The organism is Emticicia sp. TH156 (genome assembly GCF_002855535.1).
In the GTDB taxonomy this organism is placed as follows: Bacteria; Bacteroidota; Bacteroidia; order Cytophagales; family Spirosomataceae; genus Emticicia; species Emticicia fluvialis.
In genome coordinates, this window is record NZ_PKRS01000011.1 from 18,482 (window position 1) to 42,470 (window position 23,989).

Genomic DNA, 23,989 nt, shown 5'->3' on the forward strand with positions numbered 1-23,989 from the left:
ATTACCCCTATGATTAGCAGATAATATGCTAATGCACCCAGGTTTCTTGCCAATACTCATTACCGGAGTAATATAAACGCATTTCTTTTTTTGCAGCATTCAGGGCTTCTCCGACAGTGTTTCCAAACCCTACAGCATAAGCCGATTTTAAACAATTATAGCCACTTATTGGCTTTTTATAACGAAGAATCACCGCACCCTTTTTTGAAGTAGATGAAAATATCATAACATTAGATGAGGAAACATTATACTGACTAGATAATAGGTCAGAAACTACTTTTGTTATATCTTTAAGTTTTCCGCCATTAATTTTGGAAGCATAGCCCACAGCTTCATTAAATTGCTTGCAACTGCCTGACATAGGCTTATAAGCAATACCTATTGCAATTTGAGCTTGTGAAACCGGAATTCCAAATGAAGTAAAAAACAGTAAAGTTAGTTGTATTACTATTATTGATTGTTTTCTTAATGGATTCATAAGATTTAAAATTTAAAGTCACGATGTTACAGACTTGAAAATACAATACCGTACTCTAAACAACAGGACACAACAAATAACCTAAGAGAAAAGCTATAAATGCGGAAAAACCATTCCATTCAATATTGTTTAATAGGATCTTGTCCCAAAAGCCAATCAACTTAGGACCCTGCACTGCTGAATCTCTTATTGGGAGCAATACTGCCTGAAAATTCACACTTTTTTCTCTTGGCATGGATGTTTATTTGTTCTGCAAAATTGTATATTTGATGATTCATGCACAATACCTCTTTTGGGGTATTTTTATTGAATGTCTATCACGTATTTACCTATTTATTTAGCAATGGCTGTTGTAAAGCATGCAAAAGAAAAGTAGTATTACCTATCTTCAGTACCTTGAAAAAATCAAGAGCCGGGACACAGGAAATCATGATTTTATTCAGCATATTGATGAAGTTGTTTCAGTCAGTAGGTTTTTAAAAAACTTTTCAGCGACTGTGTTTGTGGCCGATTTTCAAAATGGCACTTATCCTTATATAGGCGAAGGTATTGAAGATATTGTAGGCCACTCAACAGAGTCCATTATGGAAGGGGGGTTAATGTTTATTGCCCATATGATGCGTGTACCGGACTATATTGATAAGAAATGTATGATGGAGCAAGCGAAATTATACAATAATCTGAACGATAAAAAACTATCTGACCTTCGTTTTAAAAGTATCTTCCCCATACTTGATAAACAAAAGAAAAAGAGATTTTATTACCAGCAATATAAACTCATTTTACAGGGTTATGAAGAGATACCGATTGGTTTCTATGGTTTTCTTTCTAAAGTACCGCTTGCAGGGGAAGAAAAAATAATCCAGCAGATAGAGGTATTAAATACTGAAAAAAATGAGTGGGAAGATTGCAGTAGTCTGGAGTTTTACCTTAATGTAGATGAGAATAAACTACTGAGCAAAAGAGAAATTGAGATATTGAAGTGGATTTCAGAAGGATTAAATAGTGTAGAGATTGCGGCTAAACTTTATATAAGCGTACATACAGTAAAGACCCATAGAAAAAATATGCTCAAAAGAACCAACTCTGCAAATGCTTCTGATTTAGTTTGTTATGGAGTGGAGCATCATTTATTATAACAGCAGTTAAAATCATGGTAATCCAACTGATTCTATTTGTATAAATACTTAAAAGAATCAATCCTTTATTGTGCTAGATTATAAATATAAAGATAAAACCCAATACTTTAGATAAAGTTAATTTATAATAATCAAATATTGGCAAAGGTGAACTAATGGTATTTTCTTTGCCCTCATACTAACAAACTTTGCCGCATACTTTACTCTATCGATGGATATTTTTCACATAGTTATTCATTTAATGGCTGTATGTACGAAAGTTATATTAGAAGTGTAAAATACATTATATCAGCATAGAAATAATTAAGAGCTTGTTTAAAAAACTTATATCAAATGAAAAAACTATTTACAATCCTATTCCTTTCTATCACCACCATTGCCCTTGCCCAAACCGACCACGAGCAAATCAAAACTACCATCAATCAGGTGTTTGATGGCATGAGAAAAAACGACACAACGCTTATTCGTCAGGTACTTTACCCTTCCTGCTTTCTCAAATCAATAATTAAAGATAAAAACGGAGAAGTAAAGCTTCAGGAAGACCCGATCAGCGGCTGGCTGAAGTCTGTAGGAACCAAACGCGAGGGAGTAGTTTTAGACGAAAGACTGACAGCCTACGATATTAAAATTGATGGAGAAATGGCCATAGCCTGGACCCCCTATGAGTTTTATATCAACGATAAGTTCAACCATTGCGGTGTTGATGTATTTACTTTGATAAAAACCGACAAGGGCTGGAAAATTGCAGGCATTGTAGACACCCGTAGAAAAGAAAATTGTAAATAGATAAAGCCCGCGCACCAATGAAGATTGGTGCCGCATGAGAATAAGTATTTAAAGAACAGACCGCCGTCGCCGATGGATAGTCTGTTCTTTAAAATGCAATGAGTTGCTTAGCCTGGCGTTCCAGAAAATTACGATATACTTCAAACGTAAAATCATCGCCATCAAAATGGCTTCTGATACTGCCCAGTTTCATTCTCAGCCCCAGCACATCGGTACCCATATAGCTCAGTATATCATTCAGATGCCCTAAACCTACTGAATTGCCCTGCACGCCTGACGATATACCCACCAAAGCGGCCTTTTTATGATTGAAACTGTCAGGATACCGTAGCCCGTCCAGAAAAGTCTTTAATACACCCGGAAAAGAGCCGTTATATTCAGGAACAATGAAAACAAATTTCGGGGTTGTATCTACAATAGTCTGAAATTCATTGAAAGAATCGTTACGACCGGAGTTATGATAAAGCGCCGAAAACGCAAAATCCTCAGGCAAATCGGCCAGGTCCACTAACCGGGTTTCTGCCCCTAACGAACCTAGTAACTTCTGATAATATACGCCAACTTTACGGGAAACAGAATTTTTTCGATTAGTACCAATGATTATAGCTATCATTCTTAGGGGGATATTTTCATAACTGGCACGGGAATTTGTAACCCTGCCTTGCATGCCATCATATTTTATTATCTTTAACAAAAAAAATGTCAAATCGTTTCAATGAACGAACTCATTTCAGAATTACAGGCCATAGCTACGCCCGAGCGGGCAAAAACATCGGCATGGTTCTTTAAAACCGGTAAGGGTCAATACGGAGAGGGTGATATTTTTATAGGCATAACCACGCCTCAGTTACGGGGCATCTGCAAAAAGTACCAGGCACTTCCATTAAATGAAATACAGGTTTTGCTAGATGACCCTATTCACGAATACCGAATGGCCGCGTTGATGATTCTGGTTAACCAGATGAAAAAAGCCAAAGGCGATACAAAACGGGTAATTTATGAATTCTATATCAAGAATCTGCACAACATAAATAACTGGGACCTGGTTGATTGTTCAGCACGCGACATTGCGGGCAATTATCTGTTCGATAAAGACCGGAGCATTCTATATGATATGGCGCATTCTGACCACCTCTGGACCCAGCGCGTTGCCATTATAGCCAGCTGGTATTTTATAAACAAGCAACAGTATGATGATACCCTGCAGATAGCTGAAATACTGCTGCCGCACAAGCATGACCTTATACATAAGGCAGTTGGCTGGATGCTGCGGGAAATATGGAAAAAAGAGTCGGCCGCCGGAAGCAAACAAAACAAGGTAGAACAATTTCTTGAAAAGAATATCAGAAATATACCAAGAACCGCACTGAGATACTGTATAGAAAAAATGGACGACGAACGCCGGAGATATTTTATGCAACTAAAGTAAATTGACCATATCAATAATACTCCACTTACATGAACAAACGCCAGTTTATCAAGACTTTTGCCGCAACAGGTATGTCTCTTCCTGCTTTTGGGAAAAACCTGGACACCGCCCTGAATCGGATAACCTCACAAACACCTGTAGAGGTAGCTGCCAATGAGGATTTCTGGGCAGAGGTAAGAAAAGACTATAAATTAAAACCAGACTATATAAACCTGGAGAACGGCTATTATTCTATAGCCCCCCAACCTACCTTGCAGCACTTTTTGGGTCATGTGCAGGATGTTAACCTTGAAGGCTCCTATTATATGCGTACACGCCAGTTTGATGATAAGCTTGAACTAAGAAAGAAACTGGCAGCCATTGCCGGATGCGCTCATGAAGAACTGGTTATTACCCGTAATACCACTGAGTCGCTGGATACTGTTATTGCCGGAATAGACTGGAAAGCCGGCGATGAAGCCATCATGGCCGAACAAGATTACGGCGCGATGCTGGATATGTTTAAATTGCAGGCCCGCCGATACGGCATAATCAATAAAGTAGTTTCGGTGCCTAATAATCCGGGTTCAGATGAAGAAATAGTATCACTCTACGAAAAAGCCATCACTCCTAAAACCAGGCTGCTGATGATTTGCCACATGATTAATATTACCGGGCATATACTGCCTGTAAAAAAAATATGCGACATGGCACATAGCAAAGGCGTAGAAGTAATGGTTGACGGAGCCCATGCTTTAGCCCACATTAATTATAAAATAAGCGACCTGGGATGCGACTACTACGGCAGCAGCCTGCATAAGTGGCTCAGCGTACCCCTTGGTACAGGCTTACTTTACGTAAAAAAAGAAAAAATTGCCGGGCTTTGGCAAATGTTTGGAGACATGGGCTATAAAGATGACGACATCAGGAAGCTGAACCATACGGGTACGAATCCGGTACATACTGATTTAACCATTGCTGATGCCATTACTTATTATGAAAAAATTGGACGCGACCGCAAAGAGGCACGGTTAAGGTATCTGCAAGAATACTGGACCAGACAGGTAAGACATCTGCCTAACATAGTAATGAACACCCCGGCAGAGAGCCATAGAGCCTGTGGTATAGCCAATGTGGGCATTGCTACCATGAAACCTGCCGATATGGCTAAAACCCTGCTTACAAAATATAAAATCTGGACGGTGGCTATTGACTCGCCCACTGTAAAAGGCTGCCGGATAACCCCTAATATTTATACAAGCACTAAGGAGCTGGACACCTTCGTAAAAGCTTTGAAAGAATTAGCAGCATAACAAGGAATGCCCGCAGGTTATACATCTGCGGGCATTCACTTTAATAGTTTTTCTGCCTAACGGCTTATCTTGATTGTTACTTTTGAATCAACAGAATTTTCTATTTTAGCCTGAATGATAATTCTTCTTTGCGGTATGCCCCTTTCAATTAATAATTCTCTGAGGGCATAGGCTCGGTACTCGCCCATATTGTCGTCGGCACTCTGCCCGCCACCGGCAATAGTAATGGTAGCAGACGGAGTATTTCTGAGGTACCTGACAATATCGCTTAGCCCCCCGGCGTACCTTACTTCAGCGCTTCCCCTATCAAAACTCAACTTCGGAAGCATAATCCAGTTATTACTTGTGTTGAGTTCTTCGCCTAACACGGTGGCTGACTCTTCTGACGATATAGATGCTCCGGTTGAAGGCCCAGGTTTGGGTGCTTGCTGTAATGAATCACTCTTCTGCAACAACTGGTTTGGTGGTACCAGAACAGAATCTTTTACAGGCTGGCTTAGTGTTGAATCTGGCTTTTCAAATACGGTTGTGTCTTTTAAAGGTAATTGTTCAGCAGGCAGTGCAGGTGCCCCCTTTTCTCTGAACTTAAACATATAAACCACGCCTGCCCCTAATGCTAAAACCAATAAAAGTAAGAAAATCCAGACCATAGGGCTACCGGATTTAGTTTCTCTGCTTTCAGTTTTTACTTTTTCTTTACTTTTAGAAGGCTTTTTGCTACCTGTTTCCTCTTTAGAGACCAGTTTATTAACCAGAATAGGCGGTATAGCTATTAAAACGCTTTCTTTTTGTTCTTGTAAAAGTTTTTTCAGACCAGATATCCCCAGGCCTTCCGATTCCACCACCTTACCCAATGCACCTAGCACTATAGGTGAAACAAGCCCAAGTAAAGAAGAGGCTGAGGTTTTACGGATATCGCTCAAAGAAGCAATGGTGTCTGAAACAATCTGGCTTTTTCCGCCGTAAAAATGATTAAAAATATTAGTGCCTACTGAAATCAACAATTGAATTTTCTCCGGGCTGGCAAATAAATCTCCCAAATCATCCAGAATCTCACCAGTATGCCCGCCATCTTTCAGCACATCCATTACCTTTCCTGCGTTCTGATCAGTTGTCGTCAGAATAACAACCCCAAAAACGGTTGGCAGCACTTTATCTAAAGCCACACTTATGTTCTCGGGGCGCTCTCCCAAAAAAACACTAATCTCTTCAATCTCTGAGCCGGTTAGTTTCTCTTTAATTAATTCGAGTAAATTCATATATCAAATCACGTGGCTATTGAACAAAATTAGGGACGGGTACAAATTACATTAAAAATCGCAAAAACTATGCCCAAAATAAAATGCCTCTTAAAAATGGGCATTTATACCTGTCAAATACGGCTTCATGGGTTTAAGCCTATTTTTAGCCGACAAGAACTAAAAAAACTTGGTCGGTTATCAAAAAATAAGGCTTATATACCGCCAAATATTATCATTCAAAAATAAAACATAACTATTCAAAGAATTTTAAGCTTCAATTGACTGATAATCATGCAATTATAATTTATATAATATAATTTTGCTACGAAAATCAAACTTATGCATATCATGTCAATTGTAAAACAATTTTCAAAAACCAAATCAGTTTGCAAAGTAACGTTCACGCTGCCTTCTGAAGTTGTAAATAACGCAAAGAAAGTAGCACTGGTAGGTGAGTTTAACGATTGGAACTCAACCGCCAATTTGTTAAAGAAACAGAAAGACGGACAATATAAAACTTCACTTGAGTTACCTTTAGGCGCAGAATTTCAGTTCCGTTATTTATTAGATGGCTCTGAATGGTTAAACGACGAGGCCGCTGACAAGTATGTCAGCAACGAATTTACAACTCAAAATTGTGTAGTGGTATTGTAATGCCAACCTGGTAACATAAAAATAGCCCTGGCTTTCGTCCGGGCTATTTTTATGCGTTTCTGTTCAAAGCGACTCATAGTCTAACTCCAGAAACTCTTCAACATTACTATGCCAGTGCTGGTCTACAAAAGCTATATGAGCAGGGTGAGTGGTGTACTGCTCATAAACCTGTGTATCGGCAAAATCCATAAACAAACCGTACTGATAATTGCTGTGCTTTCCGGTTTGTTTGTAGCAAACAAAGTTCTGCACACCTTCAATAGCCGTCAGTTTCCTGACCTCATCAAAAAACAACTGTTCTTCCTCTGAACCCACCGGGTGCTTTAACTTAAAAACAACTGAATGTCTTATCATTATGTTAATCTCTTAAATTGTGTATTTACATATAACCTCAATTGAATCTGAGTGTTTTAAATTTAATCAGATTATCACTTGGTTTATCTGACTTCACTGCTATAATATACAGGTCTCTGAAGCCGTCTACCGGCTTATCAAGCTTACTTTCTACCCATTTCATTTTACCCCAGCCTTCTGTTGGCGTAAAGGTAGTGCGGGCTATAACAGGCCCCGCCACTGAGTTTTCTCTGACCTCTATTATACCTGACTTATCTTGCGAGGCATACTCAAAAGCAATGGTATTAATATTGGTAAGGTCAATATTTTTAAAAACCAGATAAGCCTTAGATGCCCCCTGGCGTAACTCTCCCCAGTCAAACACAAAACCCGGGTGTCGGTCTGCATCCATGGCACGTAGTTCATGGTAGCGCAGGCGCACCACCTCTTCTGCTTTTTCTGGTTTGCTGCCGGCTGCGCCGTTATCTACATAAGAGGCCTTAATAGTATAGTAACCAGTGGTTCTGTTTTCCAGATGCTCTTTTAAGGCTATGCTACCTGTTGTTGCTATCGGCTTAAAGTTTTTGTTCGGGTCATTAATGGCCAGAATGTACTTTACCATTTCGTCGGCGTCCTGTGCTGATAACTGTGGGTGTGCACTCATTACGTGTGTGCTACCCCAGCTGCCACCGCCACCATCAATAATTTTCTTCGACAAGGTTTTGATAGTCTTGTTGTCGCCATTGCCATATTTTTTAGAAATAGCCAGAAACGACGGCCCAACCGAGGTCTTATCAAGCGTATGGCAGGCTTTACAGTCGCTGGCATCAACCAGGGTTTTGCCCAGAGAGCCAAGTTCAACTTTAGAATCTGCCTTGCTAACATCCACTGGCTGGTACGGATTCGGATAGTAGTTGTACTCTACTTTACGTTTTTTGGCATTAATTACTTTATCTTCTGCATCATTGACTGATACGGTATATTCAAACGGCTGATTGTTCCAATAAAATGTCTTGTTCTTTTTTGCATTGATTTTTACAACCGGCACACCATTGCCTACCCTTACGGCAAGCGTATCGGTTGCTGTTTTTCCGGCATGGTCTTTTACCAGAAATACAACCTTGTAATTACCATTTTTAGTAAAGGTATGCGCAAACATAGGTTTATCGCTCTCTTGTTTTGCTCCGTTTATGTACCACTCATAAGACATTTTATCATCAAAATCCAAATCAGCACCTCTGCCCGAAAAGCGCAGTTTTAAAGGTGCTTTCCCTGCCCACTCTTTATATTGTGGCACTTCTCTTATCTCAGATGTAATAAACGACTCCCTTTGTTTTTTGGCCATCATTAAAGTATCAACAATTGAGGCAGAGGCCAGAGGCGCGCGGTTATCGTAGTTGTATTCAATTTTTACCAATCGGGCATCTTTGTTATCAGCGCCATAAACTGAGCCGTACTCCAGCACATACATAATGCCGTCTTTGCTGAAAGCCAAATCGATAGGCCTTCTGAAATCGCCCTTGGTAGGCATAAAAGCTTCCGTTTTTACATAGTTTTCGTCTTTGTCTAATCTGGCAGCCAGCATCCAGTTACGCATCCAGTCAAAAATAAACAGGGCGCCGTCGTAATACCTGGGTATTTTGTTTTTGTTGGTTGATGCTTCATTATAGGTATAAAACTCTCCTGCCATGGCACTGCGTCCACCGGTTCCTAATTCCGGGAATTCCGGAGAAAGGGCATACGGGTACCAAATCATGGGTGGTGTGGCGGGCGGCAGCTCTTTCAAGCCTGTATTGTTGGGCGAATTATTAATCGGTTTTGCAGGATTATAATCAGGGCCGGGTTTATTGGCGGTAAAATCCCATTCAGAATAGGCGTAATTGTTACCGACAAAGTAAGGCCAGCCGAAATTACCTGGTTTTTTAGCCTGATTAAACTCATCATAGCCTCTTGGGCCTCTCGGGCTGTCTTCTCCTGCATCAGGGCCAATCTCACCCCAGTAAATAGTGCCTGTTTTGGGATTAATGGCTATGCGGTAAGGATTCCGGCAACCCATGGCATAAATCTCGGGCAGTGTGTTGGGTTCACCCGGTTTAAACAAATTACCAGCAGGAATAGTGTAGGTGCCATCCGGCTGTGGATGAATACGCAGGATTTTCCCCTTATAATCGTTGGTGTTTGCCGCTGACCGCTGCGCATCCATCGGGTAATATTCAGTGCCACTGCGCTCATCTAAAGGGGCATAGCCATTAGATGGGAAAGGCGTGGTGCCATCGCCGGTAGAAAGAATCAGATTTTTATCTTTATCAAATGCCAGAGAACCCCCATGATGCGAACCGCTGTTAATTTGAACCGGCACGCGTAACAATATTTTTTCAGAGGTTAAATCGATTTCATCTTTTGCTGAAAGCTTGAATCTCGACAGATTAAAATAGATGGGTTCTCCCTCAATTGGCGGAGAGTAATACAGATACATCCAGCGGTTGGTATCAAAATCGGGGTCAAGGGTAATACCAATTACGCCCGTGCCTCCTTTCATCACGACCGGGAAACGGTGTATAAGTTTAAACTGATTGGTATGGGTATTAAACACCGACAGATTACCGGCCAATTCAGTAAAATATACCTTACCATCGTTCGATACCGCCAGTTCCATCGGGTTGTTCAGGTCATTTACCAGAACAGTTTTCTCAAACCGGTTTTCTTCAGGCATGGTTACCGAATAGGCCTTTGCGTAGTCTAGTGGCTTGCTGCCACCCATAGCAAAAGTTATACCCCCCAAAAGATGTTTCAGAAACAATGGTTCAGAGAAACTCTCGTCGGTATGCCCTCCACCTGTATAGAACGAGCGGCCGCCGTCAAACTCATGATACCAGGCTATCGGGTGGTTGCCCCCGTTAGTACCGCCATCATAGGTGCTTTCGTCCAGATACGCCAGGGGTTTAATACCTCTGAATATTGACTTATAATTATACCATTCGTCGGTTCTATCCCATTTATCTGGCAAATGCGTTGTTGAAATATGTGTTTTATCAGTTACCAGAACGGTGGCTTTGCGTACATTAGAATTGTTGGGGTGGCTCTCAAAATAAGCGCCTACCAGTTGCCCGTACCACGGCCATTCGTATTCGGTATCAGCAGCGGCGTGGATACCCACAAACCCACCACCCGACTGAATATACCTTTCAAAGGCAGCTTGTTGCTCGTTATTTAATACATTACCTGTGGTAGAATTAAAAACAACGGCACTGTATTTTTTCAAATTGGCATCGTTGAAATCCTCCGAGTTTTCAGATATATCAACACTGAAGTTATTCTCAACACCCAGTTTTTTGATTGCTTCTTTACCAAAAGGAATGCTTGAATGACGCCAGCCTTTAGTTTTTGAATAAACTAAAACTCTTTTTTGCTGAGCAGTTACATCCTGACTAACCATTACCGAAAACAGGACAACAACTGCCCACAGACAGAAACAAAAGCTTTTTACAGGTTTTTTCATAGTTTGGAGGTTAAATAGATAGAAACCAAATATAATTATTTACCACTAAAACTAAATTATTTTAAGATAACATAGAATAATGTGGCGATAAAACCGTAAAAACAAACTATAAATAAAACCCGGGCATTATTTTTCTTTACATTGGCTGAAACAAAAACAAAAATTTACTGGCCTACATGCAATTACGCCCAATAGATGACTTTTTTGAACAGCAGACTGAACCTAACAAAAGTTGCCTGTTATCATTGCGGGCACTTCTATTAAAACAAGACCCGTTTATTACAGAAGAATGGAAGTATAAACTGCCCAGCTACTACTTCAAAGGCAAAATGCTTTGCTATTTGTGGATACATAAAAAATTTAACATTAATGGGGTGCCTCAGCCCTACATAGGCATTGTTGATGGCAATAAACTGGAAGATGCCGATTTGGTTACAGAAAAAAGAGTAAGAATGAAGATTTTATTGATTGACCCAACCGATGACATTCCGGTAGAACGAATTGAAATGCTCATCAAAAATCTGGTACTACTAAGGGGCTGAAAAAGCCCCTTAGTAGTTGTAGTGTTTGGGTTATTCTGCTTTCAGAGATTTTACCGGATTCATCAAAGCTGCTTTAATAGATTGAAGGCTGATTGTGACAAAGGCAATAAGCACGGCCATTACCCCTGCCAGTACAAATATCCACCAGGCAATGTTTGTCCGGTAGGCAAAGTCCTGCAGCCAGGCGCTCATGAGATAATAGGCAAGTGGCGAAGCCACAATTAATGCTATCAACACCAGTTTTAATAAATCTTTAGAAACCAAAACTATGATACCCGGCACACTGGCCCCCAATACTTTACGAATACCAATTTCTTTGGTTCTTTGTTGCACTATGTAGCTCACCAGCCCAAGTAAGCCCATGCAGGCTATCAGAATACCAAGGCATGAGAATATCCAGAACACCTGTTGCGATACACGCTCGTTTCGGTATAGGTCGGCCAGATTGGCGTCCAGAAATGCGTAATTAAACGGCTGTTCAGGTAAAAATTTCTTCCAGGTTTGCTCTAGTTTAGCTGTTACTTCTTTAAAGTTACTGGTGTTCACCCTTACCCCCATCAGGTTGCTCGTTCTCCCAAAAAAACGGTTATTGATAATGAATAAAGGAGTAATTTTCTGATGCAATGATGAAAAATGGAAGTCTTTCACTACTCCCACAATAGTATAAGCCATTTCACCACCATCCTCACGCACCATGTTATCAGGACTGAATATCTTCTGCCCTACAGGGTTCTTTAATCCCAATGCTTTTACGGCCTCCTGATTCAGAATCACTGAAAGCGAATCATTAAAATCCTTATTAAAAAACCGGCCTTCGGCCACGCTCATATTCAGTGTTTGTAAATAACCCTCGTCAGCAACCATGGTTTTGCCAGTTACGCTCTCTTTTTCTCCGCCCTTCCGGAAGGTTATACCAAAAAACTGCTCCTGGCCGGGTTCAGCGTTTGTGCCGCCTACTTTTTCAATGCCTGCAATTTTCTTTATTTGTTCTTTAAACACTTCTGTTTGCTCTGCCAAAAATCCTGCCCCACGCAGGTGTATCACGAAGTCTTTAGAATACCCCAGCTCTTTATTCTGTATATATGTTAACTGACGATATACAACCAAAGTGCCGATTATCAACACAATTGAGATTGAGAACTGAAAAACAACCAGACCATTACGCAACAGGTGACCTTGTTTTTTAGATATAAATTTACCCTTAAGTACCTGAACAGGCTGGAACGACGCCAACACACCCGCAGGATATATGCCGGCCATTAAGCCCACTAAAACTGATAAGAACAACATAAGTGGGATAGTCTGCCATGTATAAAATGTATCAAGCTGCAATTGTTTGCCTGTCAGATTGTTGAAAAATGGCAAGGCCAATACCACGATCACAGAAGCTACAAAAAAACTGGAAACACTCAGCAAAACCGACTCAGTCAGGAACTGAACAGCCAGCTGCGACTTGGTGGAACCCAGCGCTTTTCGGATACCCACCTCTTTTGCTCTTTCAGTAGAGCGTGCGGTAGCCAGATTCATGAAGTTGATACAAGCAATAAGTAACACAAAAATGGCAATAACGATAAAGATATACACCAGATTACTGCTTCCATTATTACCCAGCTCACCTTCCAGATGCGACTCCAGGTGAATACCTTTCAGTGGCTGCAGAAAATAAAAATAACCGTTGCCGGCTTTTACGTAGTCCTGGTAAGAAACGCCGAAAGTACGTTGTATTTCACCAGAGGCATATTTCTCAACAATGGCAGGAAACTTCGCCTGTGCTTGTTGTGACAATGTATGTGGTTTCAGCAGCAGATAAGTAGCAGCTGCAAAACTGACATGGTTGGCAGCCTCGGCGAAGCGATTGCCTTTTACAGCAGCCAGAAAATCGAACTTAAAATGGGCATTAGAAGGTACATCGGCACAAACACCCGTTACCTGCAATTTTGGCCCCTGCACCTGTTCCAGATACATGCCCATGGCATTGGCAGTGCCAAAAAAACGTTTGGCGGTGCTTTCAGTTAGCACTACCGTATTGGGCGCCATTAAAGCCTTTTCAGGATTACCCTGCAACAGAGGTAACTTAAACACTTTAAAGAAGTTAGAGTCAGCCCATAGCATATTTTTCTCTGCATATACCTCATTATTATGCCTGAAAAGCGTAGTGCCACCGGCGCCAAAAATTCTGGTAGACTCTTCTACTTCCGGTAATTCTTTCTTAACCGATTGCGCATAAGACGGCGGAATAATGGCATAGCCTGTTGCTCTGCCCGGGTATCTGCGCTCTAATGCCATTCTATAAATGCGGTCTCCGTTGGCCCAGAATTTATCAAAGCTCAGCTCATCGAAGACATACATCAGAATCAGCAGGCAGGCAGCCATACCAATAGACAAACCCGTGATGTTTATCAGAGTCTGCATTTTGTTTTTCAACAAACTCCTCCTGGCAATTTTGAAATAGTTACGTATCATGATGCCCTCCGATTCGTCGGACCGTCCCCTAAAGGGGAACTTGTTTTATGGTTATAGAAAATGTTTCCCTCAACTCCCCTTTAGGGGTGGTTATTCACTTTTTAATGACTTCACCGGATTCATCAAAGCAGCTTTGATGGTATGGTAACTGATGGTAATGAGTGCTATGCCTATGGCCAATATGCCCGCCAATGCAAACACCCACCATTTTATTTCTATGTGATAAGCAAAATTCTGCAGCCAAGTGTGCATAGCCCACCATGAAACCGGAAAGGCAATCATAGCTGCTATCAGCACCAAATTCACAAAATCGCGTGTCAATATCATAACAATGCCAGGTATGCTGGCACCAAGTACCTTACGGACACCTATTTCTTTAATACGTTGTTCGGCTGCGTAAGTAGCCAGGCCAAACAGACCGAGACAAGCTATTAAAATTGTGAGAATGGCCACAACCATAAAAATGGTTTGCTGTATTTGGTCTTGCTGATAAAACAACTCCCACTGCTTGTCTAGGAAATGATACTCAAACAGATGGTCCGGGTCTATGCTCTTCAGTACATTATCCATCTGTTTGATAGTCTCTTTTATATTTTCAGCCGAAATTCTGATACTGAAATAATCAGTATTCTGAATAGGATTTTTATGAAAACCTATCACCATTGGTGAAACCGCCTGGTGGAGAGACTGAAAATTGAAATCTTTTACAATACCTACTACTCTGGCATAAAAAGGGTTTTCAAGTTTTTCGATTGTTCCGCTATAATCAACGCTTGGTATCTCAATTACCTGATTTGACGCCGTAGTTACACCCAGTTGTCTGGCAGCTGTTTCGTTGATAATCACAGCTGTAGAATCTCCTGCACCCACATTGGTAAAGTTTCTGCCATTCAGCAATTGAATGTCATAAGTTTTCAGAAACTGGTCGTCAACTCCAAGAAAATACATATTTTTACCTTCTGTAGAGCCGATGTTTTCATTTTTTACACCTACCTGCAAAAGGTTTTTCCATTCGCCGGGCACGCGTGAGCTAAGGGCTACCTGCTTCACCTGCGACAATTTGTTGAATTCACGTTTAATGGTCTCAGCGCCTTTTCTTACTTTACCACTATTAATGTCCACTATCAGCAATTGCTCTTTGTTAAAACCCATGTCTTTTGTTTCAACATATTTCATTTGCTGATACACAATGGTTGTAGCCACTATCATGATGATAGAGAGTGAAAACTGAAACACCACTAGTAAGCGGCGGACAGAAATATTGCCCTTGCCAACATTAATTTTACTTTTCAGCAGCACAATAGGTTTAATACCCGACTGTATTAGAGCGGGATACATACCAGACATGAGGCTTGCCAATACTACAATAAGCCCAACACCTATCCAGATTCTAAAATCAGTACCTAACCCAAGCGAAAGCTCTTTTTGGGTAAAAGGATTGAAATAAGGCAGTAAAATCTGAACGAAAAATATAGAAAGACATAAAGCTATTAAAGTAACGATAAGGGCCTCGGTGATAAACTGACTGATAAGGTTCTTTTTTGTCGCCCCTGCTGTTTTGCGCACGCCTATTTCTCTGGCCCTGTTTGCGAATCTGGCCGTTGTCAGGTTCATATAATTTATACAGGCTATAATCAGCACAAAGGCAGCCAGAACTGCAAATATGTAAATGTGAGTGAGGTTCCCTTGACTAGTTTGTCCCTCAATATCAGCGGAGTAAAAGTGAATATCTTTCAATGGCTGTAATGAATACGTATATTTATCTTTTACTGTTTTGTCGCGTTTGGTTGCCACCAGCTGATTCAGCTTTGCCTGCAAGTTACCTGCATCAGCTTTCGGATCTAATAAGAGGTAAGTATTGAAGCTGTCAGAACTCCAATCAGAACTCACAAAATCTTTAAACCGCTGATTATTAATACTCGACTCCGAAAAAAGCAAATTAAACGATAGATGCGAATTGACCGGAATATTTTTCAACACGGCCGTTATAGTGTAAGGAATAGTATCTCTGTCGACTTTAATGAACTTGCCAATTACGTTGGTTGAATGAAAGTATTTCTGAGCCGACTCTTCTGTTAAAACAACCGAGAACGGAGCATTTAAAGCTGTTTTAGGGTCACCTGATAAAACCTCAAAGTCTAGCACTTGCAGAAAATCATTGCTGGCAAATATTAAATCTTCATAGAAAACATTAGTATTCTCCTGCGTGCCTATATTACTTCTTCCTGCCCCTGTGTATCGGGCTACTTTCTTTATTTCAGGGAAATCTGATTTGCTTCCTTCTGAAATTTGAAAGGCTACACTTGAAACCTTCGATTCTTTACCATCCGCAGAAGTTTTTTGGTTCACGACCCTGTAAATATGATTTGCCTGAGAGTGAAACCCGTCGAAAGTCAGCTCGTCGAAAATATAGAGCGCTATCAGCAGAAAGCTGGTTAAACCAATAGTAAGGCCGAAGATATTAATGAATGAGAAAACTTTATTTCTCAACAAATTCCGCCACGCGATTTTGAAGTAATTACGTATCATGATGCCCTCCGATTCGTCGGACCGTCCCCTAGAGGGGAACTTGTTTTATGGTTATAGAAAATATTTCCCTCAACTCCCCTTTAGGCGCTGGGCGGACGTCGCGCGGGGCTTACTCTGATTTTAACGACTTCACCGGATTCATCAAAGCAGCTTTGATAGCCTGATAACTCACCGTTAGCATTGCAACCGCCAGTGTTACCAGACCTGCCAATGCAAAAAACCACCATTCCAGATTTATGCGATAGGTGAAGTCCTGCAACCAGCTGTTCATTAAAAAATAAGCTATCGGGCTTGCAATTAACAAGGCCAGTACAATGAGCCTGATAAAGTCTATGGTAAGTAGCGAAACTATACCCAAAACCGATGCCCCCAATACTTTTCTGATACCCACCTCTTTGGTTCTTTGCTCGGCCATGTAGGTTACCAGCCCAAACAAACCCAGGCAGGCAATAACAATTGTAAGTATAGCAAAAGTAACTGCCACTTTGCCCACCCGCTGTTCGGCACGATACATTTCATCAAATCGTTCATCAAGAAAGCTATAATTAAATGGCATTTCAGGCGCAATGGCTTTCCATTTGTTTTTTATCTGGCTAACTAAACCTGGCATATCTGAGGTTTTTACTTTAAAGGCCATCGCCCAGTTACTCACACCCAGACGCATACATAAAGGCCCTACATTCTGCCGCATGGATTCGAAATGGAAATTCTTCACCACGCCAACTATATGATAAAAACTTCTCTCATCTTCTATAGAGTACACTCTCTTACCGATAGGGTCATCAAAACCCAACACTTTTGCGGCGGTTTCATTGATGATAATCCCGCTTGAATCAGTGCCAAACTGTTTAGAGAAATTCCGGCCTTTTAGCAGCTCCATTCCTAATGTAGGCACATAATCGTAATCTACATTCCACATCTGCATCTGAAAACCGTCATTTGAACTGATGGTTGATTCTTTGGAGAAACTATGGTCGGTACGTGATGAGTTGGCAACCGGTAAGAAACCTGCCGACGCACCGCTTTGCACGCCCGAGAGTTTAAGTATTTCTTTTTTAAACGCCTCTTTATTTTCACGCAAGGCACCTGTTCCGTTTATAACCAGTACCTGGTCTTTATTAAAACCCAGGTTTTTTGTCTGTATAAAATTTAACTGGCGGTAAACCACAATAGTACCTATTACCAGTAGAATTGAAGTAAAAAACTGAAAGGTAACCAGCACATTTCGAAAACTACTTCGTTGCACACCTGTGTTTAATTTGCTTTTAAGCACTACAATAGGCCTGAAAGACGACAGGAAAAATGCAGGGTAATAGCCTGCCAGCATACCCACAACCAATGGTAAAAGCAGCAATACTGGAAGTGTTTTAGGCGCAATCAGGTCTCTGTAGGTGAATGCCTTGGCAGCAATATCATTAAAATAAGGCATTACAAGCCAGGTTATTACTAATGCAACACCAAAAGCAAGGTAACTCATAAAGGCAGATTCGGCCATAAACTGGCTCATTAAAGTGCCTTTGGGTGTGCCCAGTACTTTACGTATACCAACTTCCTTAGCTCTGTTGGCAGAACGCGCAGTAGACAGGTTCATGAAATTGATACACGCCAGCAGCAATACAAACAAAGCCACTGCCGAGAAGATGTACACATACTGTATGCTACCGTTTACCCCAAGTTCGGGTGCGCGGTCTGATTTCAGGTGTATGTCTGTCAATGGCATCAGGTGATACTCTAATTTATTGCCTGCCTTCCTGAACTCCTCAAGACTATTGATATTCATTAACTGTTTTGCCTGTGGCATCACATACTTAATAATCATACCCTCAAGTTTGTTTTCAAAGGCATGGTAATCAGTACCTTTTTTCAAGACCACATAGGTATGAAAATTATTACTCAGAAAATTGCCAAACTGATATTCCAGGTTATCCATTGATAGCAGAATATCAAAGTGGAAGTGAGAACTCGCCGGCATGTCTTTCATTACGGCTGTAATGTTGTAGCGTGTTTTTTCTTCCAGCCCTACTTCAAGCGTTTTGCCTAGTACATCCGTAGTGCCAAAATACTTTTTAGCAGTGGTTTCACTTACTACGGCAGTGTTGGGTTGGTCTAAAGCAGTTTTCGGGTTACCAGCTATAACCGGAAAGGTAAACACATCAAAAATGGTAGAATCGGCGTAAGTAATATCGGCTTCTCTGATATACTCGCTACCTTTGCGTATAAACTTGGGGCCCTCATTGGCATATAATCTGGCATATTGCTCTACCTCGGGATAGTCTTTTTTCATATATTCACCAACGGGGTCTGCGCTGGTAGCCAGTTTTAAATCAGTCCCGCCGAATCTGACATCCACATCCAGGCGATAAATACGGTCTGCTTTTTCATGAAACTCATCAAAGCTCAGCTCGTCTATCACATAAAGACCAATAAGAATAAAACTGCTGAACCCAATGGCCAGCCCAAATATATTAATAAATGAGAAGGTCTTATTTTTTAGCAAGTTCCTCCACGCAATTTTTAAATAGTTACTCAGCATAATACACCTCCGACAGGTAGGCTCGCCCTTAAAAGGGGACCTCATTTTATGGTTGTAGATACATTTCTTTTCGCTCCCGTTCAGGGGCAAAGGTGGTTATTCTGTTTTCAAACTCTTTACCGGATTGGCCAGCGCAGCCTTAATGGCCTGATAACTTACCGTGAGCAGGGTAACCAATATGGCAACAAACAATACCAATAAGAATACCCCCACGCCAATATCTATTTTATAAGTATAATCACTGAGCCATTCAGACATACCGTACCAGGCAATAGGTGAGGCAATAACGCAGGATATAATAATGAGTTTCACGAAGTCTTTTGATAAAAGCCCCCACAGATTAGCTACACTTGCGCCTAAAACCTTACGAACCCCGATTTCTTTTTTGCGTTGCTCGGCCATGAAAGACGCCAGACCAAATAAGCCCAGACAAGAAATAAATATGGCAAGCACAGATATAATAGCCGCCAGATTACCAATCAGTTCTTCATAATTAAACTTAGATGCATATTCAAGGTCAGCAAACTTGTAGTCGAACGGGAAACCCGGATTATACTTATCAAATATCGGTTGAATCTGTTTGATAGCCTGCGCACTTGAAACAGTAGGGTTTAACCTGATATTGATGTAACTCACCCAGTCTTTCTCAAACACAATAGTTAAAGGCGATATGTTTCTGAAGGGAGACTCCATCATTACATTGGCAACCACACCCACTACGCGTCTTTCGCGCCCATTCCATTTCAAGATTTCTCCAACAGGATTCTTAAGCCCCATGCGTTTTACTGCGGCTTCATTGAGTAATACGCCAACAGAATCGGTTGAATATTCTCTTGAAAAATCCCGACCCTCTTTCAACCTAACCCCTATGGTTTTTACGTAATCAAAACTGGTGGCAATTGTACTGAAAATAGCCGATTTATCTTCAGGTGTAGAGCCTTTCCACTCCCACCCGTTATTGTTACTAAATATTTGTGTTGGCGGCGTATTAGATTTACAAATAGATAAGACAGCACCTGTGGCCAGCAATTCATTGTTCAGTGCATCATAATTTCTTAAAAGGTCGCTTGAACTTTCAACAGAAATCAATCCTTTGCTGTTAAAGCCGATAGGCCTGTTTTTAGCATATTGTATCTGCTGGTAAATAATTACTGTACCAATCATAAGCACAATAGAAAAAGTAAACTGCATAACAACCAGGATTTTTCGAGGCAGAGAAGCGTTTTTACCTACATGAATACCCCCTTTAAGTATCTTTACAGGATTGAATGAAGATAGGTAAAGCGCAGGGTAACTACCCGCCAGCAAACCGGTAATAAGTGTAAAAGCAAGCATGATTGCCCAGAAAACCGGATTGGCAAGCTCCATTGACATTTGTTTTTCGGTCATTCTATTGAAATAAGGTAATGACACCCCTACCAAAACAATAGCCAGTACAAGAGAAATAAAAGCAATGAGAATGGATTCGCTCAGAAACTGACCGATTAACTGATTACGTGCTGAACCTACAGCTTTACGGACACCAACTTCTTTGGCGCGTTTTTCAGAGCGGGCGGTGCTCAGGTTCATGAAGTTGATACAGGCAATAACCAGAACAAAAATGCCAAAAATACCAAACAGCTTTACGTAACGAATAAACCCGCCGGTGTTTTTACCTTCGGTAAAATCTGAATACAAACGCCATTTGGCCATTGGATGTACAAATACTTCAGGTTTGATGCTCTTCTGCATCAGCTGGTCTTCTTTAAAATGGTCAAGCACTACGTTTTTTATTCTGGCATTGGTTTTTTCGGGGTCTACGCCATCTTTCAACTGCACAAAGGTTTGCCAAGAATTATTACCCCAGTTAGTTTTATGAAATTTGGCCACCCAGTCATATATTTTCTCTTGTAATTGCCATGGTATCAGGTAGTCATATTGCAAGGAGGCATTTTTGGGCTGTTTTTTTACAACGGCCGTTACCTTCAAATCCATGGTATTATCAACTTTCACTATCTTTCCTACCGGGTCTTGCTTGCCAAAAAGGGCTTCTGCTGTTTCTTCTGTCAATACGATTGAGTATGGTTCTTTCAGCGGTTGCTTATCGCCGTTGGTTACCTGAATACTAAACATTTCCATGGCATCTGGCCCAATAAAGTGGCCGAATTTCAGAAACTTCTGGTTGCCCACCAGCAAAGACCGCGTACTGCCCCAGTCGCACATGGCCACACCTTTAAAATCCGGGTATTTTGATTTCAGTTCCTCTCCCATCGGAAACGGCAAGGCATCCTGAGTTCCTCTGCGGCCATCAAACGTCTGGTGCATTTTTACCTGATAGAGCGTGGCATAATTGGCATGGTGCTTATTGGCCGACATCTCGTCGTTTATCCAAAGCCCAATCAATATGGCAACCGCCATACCAACAGCTAGGCCAAAAACATTAATAAAAGAGTACACCTTACTTTTTACAAGGTTTCTCCAGGCGATTTTTAAGTAATTGCGTATCATATTGACTTCTGCCCCTAAAGGGGAATTTTTTTATTTATATAATATACTTTCCTCAACTACCCATTAGGGGTTGGTGGTGTGTGTTTTTACTCTGACTTTAAGGACTTAACCGGATTGGTTAATGCCGCTCTTACTGCCTGATACCCTACGGTTATTAATGCAATCAGAATAGCGCCTGCACCTGATACGGCAAATATCCACCATGAAATATCTACTTTGTAGGCAAAATTTTCCAGCCATTGGCTCATAAGGTAATAAGCAACCGGGCTGGCAATTACAATTGAAATAACTACCAGTTTTATAAAGTCTTTGCTAAGTAAGGCTGTAATACCTAAAACGCCTGCACCTAACACCTTACGAATGCCCACCTCTTTAGTGCGGCTTTCGGTAGTAAATGTGGCCAGCCCAAACAACCCAAGACAAGCTATGATAATTGCCCAGCCAGAAGCCGTGGTAAATATTTTACTATACTGTTGCTCTGCCTGATACTGTTTATTGAAGTTTTCGTCAATAAAAAAATATTCGTAAGGATTACCCGGAAAATTTGCTTTATAGAGTTTTTCAAGACTTGCAACTTTGGCATTCATGTTATCTGGCGTAATACGAAGCGTGTAATAGGCTGATGAATTTTGCGGGTAGAAAATAATCGGATCTATGGTTCTTTGTACACCTGTATGATGGTAGTTTTTTACAACTCCAATAATTTCCAATGGGCGCTCGTCCCACTGAATACGCTTCTGAACAGCCTCTTCTGCCGAAGCAAAGCCTAAAGACTCTACCGCTTTTTCGTTGAGCAATATTTTGCTGTTATCGTTCCAGTCCAGATTACATTCGGCAGGAGTAAAATTTCTTCCTGCTTTTAGTTTAATCTGATACGTTTTCAGAAATCTGTCTCCTATTATGGCAAATGAATAGGCTTTCAGTTCATCGCCGGGTTTAGATTTAGGCTGTGTAAAGCCGGAAGTTGTAAAATTATACCAACCACTGGGTATTGTGCCTGAAGCACAATAATCTTTAACAAAGCTTTGCTGGGCAAGGCCATCAATAAATGCGGTTTTGCGGGTACCATAAGTACTGTCTTTACCTACCTCGGGGCCTTTTACTACCAGAAGCTGGTGGCTGTTCATGCCTAAATCTTTGTTTTGCATATAATGCAACTGCCGATAGATAAGCACTGTGCCTAAAATAAGCATAATTGATATACTGAACTGAGAAACCACTAATGCTTTGCGAAGAAATATACCTTTTGACTGCCTGCCCAGTTTTCCTTTCAGGGTTTCAATAGGGTTGAAATTAGACAAAACAAAAGCCGTAAGAGCCCCGGCCAGAACAGAACCAACCAACAACAAACCAAGCCCGGCAACTGAAACCAGCGAGAAATCAATAGTTGTAAACGATAGTTCTTTCCCTATTAAATCGTTAAAAAATGGCTGAAGAGAATAAACAAATGCGGCTGCCAAAGTAAATCCTAACAGATTAACCAACAATGCCTCTCCCAGAAACTGGCTGATAAGGTTAAACTGTGTAGCGCCAATTACTTTTCTTACACCTACTTCGTTGGCTCTTTTTAAAGAATTAGCCGTTGAAAGATTAATATAATTAAACCAGGCAATTAATAAAATAAGAAAGGCTATTCCGCCCAGCATGTACACATACTTCAGGTTACCTGTGGTTTGAAGGTTATCAGTTAATGAGGCAGCCAGATGAACATTGGCCAACGGCTGCAAACGAAAGCGTACACCATCGTTTTCTTTGCCTAGTTTCTTCCTTAAGGCAGATAGTTTATTTTCAAAGGCCTTAACATTTACGCCGTCGTTCAACTGAAAAAATGTATTGATATACTGCGAGTCCAGATTAGTTAAAGTAGCCCAGTTGTTGCCTTTCAGATTGGCCGGATTCTTTAGCGTTTCTAAAGAGAAAACCATATCTAATCTGATGTCAGAATTGTCTTTCATATCCGCAAAAACCCCCTCTATGGTATGAGATGAAGAGCCAAACTGATTATCAAGCACAAGTACCTGCCCCAATGGATTGAGGGTTCCGAAATACTTTCTGGCGGTTGATTCTGAAATAAAGACGGTATTGGGCTTTTGAAGCGCCTTTTTACTACCTGCCACCAACGGAAAGGTAAAAAAATCGAAGAAGTTACTTTCAGCAAAACTGATGTTGGCTTCGCGGAATGCCTCGGCATTTGCAGCTGACCTCCTGACCACGCCCTTGGTTATACCCTGTTCGAATCGACAAAAATCTTTTACCTCCGGGAAATTCTCTTTGGCTTTCAAAGCCCAGCCCGGTTCTATTTCGGCCCAGGTTACACCATGGATATCTTCATTAAGCAAACGGTAAGTACTTGACAGATTTTTATGAAAGTTATTGACGCTTTTCTCCAGACTGATATATTCAAGAATGAATAAAAAGGCCGTAATACCCATAGCCAGGCCCACAATGTTTACAAAGCTGTAAATCTTGTTCCGAACCAGGTTCCGAAATGCTATTTTGAAATAATTCTGTATCATGATACCCGCAACCCCTAAAGGGGGATTTGTTTGTTAGTAATACAATAAAATTTATACCCTTTAGTGGT

16 protein-coding genes are annotated in these 23,989 nt (G+C 41.0%); 6 read left to right on the forward strand and 10 right to left on the reverse strand.

Features of this window, described 5'->3' with window-relative positions:
- Window positions 1-28: 28 nt before the first annotated feature.
- On the reverse strand, window positions 29-478 hold the full coding sequence (locus C0V77_RS19130) for a hypothetical protein (protein ID WP_101727987.1): 450 nt from the start codon (window positions 476-478) through the stop codon (window positions 29-31).
- Between the two features lie 359 nt (window positions 479-837).
- Here C0V77_RS19130 and C0V77_RS19140 point away from each other — a divergent pair, with 359 nt between their 5' ends.
- A complete protein-coding gene (locus tag C0V77_RS19140; protein ID WP_101727989.1) occupies window positions 838-1,617 on the forward strand; it encodes a response regulator transcription factor in 780 nt (259 codons plus the stop codon).
- Window positions 1,618-1,950: 333 nt separating this feature from the next.
- Window positions 1,951-2,403, forward strand: a complete 453-nt coding sequence (locus C0V77_RS19145; protein WP_101727990.1) for a nuclear transport factor 2 family protein — start codon at window positions 1,951-1,953, stop codon at window positions 2,401-2,403.
- Between the two features lie 88 nt (window positions 2,404-2,491).
- Here the strand turns inward: C0V77_RS19145 and C0V77_RS19150 are convergent, their stop codons facing one another.
- Entirely contained in the window at window positions 2,492-3,016 is a 525-nt protein-coding gene (locus tag C0V77_RS19150; protein WP_101728140.1) for an NADPH-dependent FMN reductase, read from the reverse strand.
- Between the two features lie 102 nt (window positions 3,017-3,118).
- Here C0V77_RS19150 and C0V77_RS19155 point away from each other — a divergent pair, with 102 nt between their 5' ends.
- Both C0V77_RS19155 and C0V77_RS19160 read left to right on the forward strand, forming a co-directional pair.
- Window positions 3,119-3,832, forward strand: a complete 714-nt coding sequence (locus C0V77_RS19155) for a DNA alkylation repair protein (protein ID WP_101727991.1) — start codon at window positions 3,119-3,121, stop codon at window positions 3,830-3,832.
- Window positions 3,833-3,861: 29 nt separating this feature from the next.
- The gene (locus C0V77_RS19160) at window positions 3,862-5,124 is read left to right on the forward strand and encodes an aminotransferase class V-fold PLP-dependent enzyme (protein WP_101727992.1); all 1,263 of its coding nucleotides are present in this window, start codon (window positions 3,862-3,864) and stop codon (window positions 5,122-5,124) included.
- A 56-nt stretch (window positions 5,125-5,180) separates the two neighbouring features.
- On the opposite strand, the gene C0V77_RS19165 is transcribed toward C0V77_RS19160, so the two are convergent.
- Entirely contained in the window at window positions 5,181-6,383 is a 1,203-nt protein-coding gene (locus C0V77_RS19165; protein WP_101727993.1) for a DUF937 domain-containing protein, read from the reverse strand.
- Between the two features lie 330 nt (window positions 6,384-6,713).
- Here C0V77_RS19165 and C0V77_RS19170 point away from each other — a divergent pair, with 330 nt between their 5' ends.
- On the forward strand, window positions 6,714-7,019 hold the full coding sequence (locus tag C0V77_RS19170; RefSeq protein ID WP_101727994.1) for an isoamylase early set domain-containing protein: 306 nt from the start codon (window positions 6,714-6,716) through the stop codon (window positions 7,017-7,019).
- Window positions 7,020-7,082: 63 nt separating this feature from the next.
- Here the strand turns inward: C0V77_RS19170 and C0V77_RS19175 are convergent, their stop codons facing one another.
- Window positions 7,083-7,373: a Dabb family protein gene (locus C0V77_RS19175; RefSeq protein ID WP_101727995.1), complete on the reverse strand. Its 291-nt coding sequence runs from the start codon at window positions 7,371-7,373 to the stop codon at window positions 7,083-7,085.
- Window positions 7,374-7,410: 37 nt separating this feature from the next.
- Window positions 7,411-10,851, reverse strand: coding sequence for a ThuA domain-containing protein (locus C0V77_RS19180; protein WP_101727996.1), 3,441 nt, complete (start codon window positions 10,849-10,851; stop codon window positions 7,411-7,413).
- 176 nt (window positions 10,852-11,027) lie between these two features.
- On the opposite strand from C0V77_RS19180, the gene C0V77_RS19185 reads away from it, so the two are divergent.
- Window positions 11,028-11,393 carry a DUF1801 domain-containing protein gene (locus C0V77_RS19185; protein ID WP_101727997.1) on the forward strand — a complete coding sequence of 122 codons (366 nt, stop codon included), beginning with the start codon at window positions 11,028-11,030 and terminating at the stop codon, window positions 11,391-11,393.
- A 30-nt stretch (window positions 11,394-11,423) separates the two neighbouring features.
- On the opposite strand, the gene C0V77_RS19190 is transcribed toward C0V77_RS19185, so the two are convergent.
- The 5 genes from C0V77_RS19190 to C0V77_RS19210 all read right to left on the reverse strand — a co-directional run bounded on the left by C0V77_RS19190 (window position 11,424) and on the right by C0V77_RS19210 (window position 23,921).
- Window positions 11,424-13,856 (reverse strand): ABC transporter permease, encoded by a 2,433-nt coding sequence (locus C0V77_RS19190; RefSeq protein WP_101727998.1) that lies wholly within the window; start codon window positions 13,854-13,856, stop codon window positions 11,424-11,426.
- 90 nt (window positions 13,857-13,946) lie between these two features.
- Window positions 13,947-16,385, reverse strand: a complete 2,439-nt coding sequence (locus tag C0V77_RS19195; protein WP_101727999.1) for an ABC transporter permease — start codon at window positions 16,383-16,385, stop codon at window positions 13,947-13,949.
- A 109-nt stretch (window positions 16,386-16,494) separates the two neighbouring features.
- Window positions 16,495-18,882 carry an ABC transporter permease gene (locus C0V77_RS19200; protein WP_310587051.1) on the reverse strand — a complete coding sequence of 796 codons (2,388 nt, stop codon included), beginning with the start codon at window positions 18,880-18,882 and terminating at the stop codon, window positions 16,495-16,497.
- Window positions 18,883-19,014: 132 nt separating this feature from the next.
- Window positions 19,015-21,405 carry an ABC transporter permease gene (locus C0V77_RS19205; protein ID WP_101728001.1) on the reverse strand — a complete coding sequence of 797 codons (2,391 nt, stop codon included), beginning with the start codon at window positions 21,403-21,405 and terminating at the stop codon, window positions 19,015-19,017.
- Window positions 21,406-21,491: 86 nt separating this feature from the next.
- Window positions 21,492-23,921, reverse strand: a complete 2,430-nt coding sequence (locus C0V77_RS19210) for an ABC transporter permease (protein ID WP_101728002.1) — start codon at window positions 23,919-23,921, stop codon at window positions 21,492-21,494.
- Window positions 23,922-23,989: the final 68 nt, after the last annotated feature.

What these genes read in the sequence shown, in the direction of transcription:
- C0V77_RS19145 (WP_101727990.1), top strand. Translation starts at nt 1,951, where the DNA reads ATGAAAAAACTATTTACAATCCTATTCCTTTCTATCACCACCATTGCC.
- C0V77_RS19150 (WP_101728140.1), bottom strand. Translation starts at nt 3,016, where the DNA reads ATGATAGCTATAATCATTGGTACTAATCGAAAAAATTCTGTTTCCCGT.
- C0V77_RS19180 (WP_101727996.1), bottom strand. Translation starts at nt 10,851, where the DNA reads ATGAAAAAACCTGTAAAAAGCTTTTGTTTCTGTCTGTGGGCAGTTGTT.
- C0V77_RS19210 (WP_101728002.1), bottom strand. Translation starts at nt 23,921, where the DNA reads ATGATACAGAATTATTTCAAAATAGCATTTCGGAACCTGGTTCGGAAC.
- C0V77_RS19205 (WP_101728001.1), bottom strand. Translation starts at nt 21,405, where the DNA reads ATGATACGCAATTACTTAAAAATCGCCTGGAGAAACCTTGTAAAAAGT.
- C0V77_RS19165 (WP_101727993.1), bottom strand. Translation starts at nt 6,383, where the DNA reads ATGAATTTACTCGAATTAATTAAAGAGAAACTAACCGGCTCAGAGATT.
- C0V77_RS19195 (WP_101727999.1), bottom strand. Translation starts at nt 16,385, where the DNA reads ATGATACGTAATTACTTCAAAATCGCGTGGCGGAATTTGTTGAGAAAT.
- C0V77_RS19130 (WP_101727987.1), bottom strand. Translation starts at nt 478, where the DNA reads ATGAATCCATTAAGAAAACAATCAATAATAGTAATACAACTAACTTTA.
- C0V77_RS19190 (WP_101727998.1), bottom strand. Translation starts at nt 13,856, where the DNA reads ATGATACGTAACTATTTCAAAATTGCCAGGAGGAGTTTGTTGAAAAAC.
- C0V77_RS19170 (WP_101727994.1), top strand. Translation starts at nt 6,714, where the DNA reads ATGTCAATTGTAAAACAATTTTCAAAAACCAAATCAGTTTGCAAAGTA.
- C0V77_RS19175 (WP_101727995.1), bottom strand. Translation starts at nt 7,373, where the DNA reads ATGATAAGACATTCAGTTGTTTTTAAGTTAAAGCACCCGGTGGGTTCA.
- C0V77_RS19140 (WP_101727989.1), top strand. Translation starts at nt 838, where the DNA reads ATGCAAAAGAAAAGTAGTATTACCTATCTTCAGTACCTTGAAAAAATC.
- C0V77_RS19160 (WP_101727992.1), top strand. Translation starts at nt 3,862, where the DNA reads ATGAACAAACGCCAGTTTATCAAGACTTTTGCCGCAACAGGTATGTCT.
- C0V77_RS19185 (WP_101727997.1), top strand. Translation starts at nt 11,028, where the DNA reads ATGCAATTACGCCCAATAGATGACTTTTTTGAACAGCAGACTGAACCT.
- C0V77_RS19155 (WP_101727991.1), top strand. Translation starts at nt 3,119, where the DNA reads ATGAACGAACTCATTTCAGAATTACAGGCCATAGCTACGCCCGAGCGG.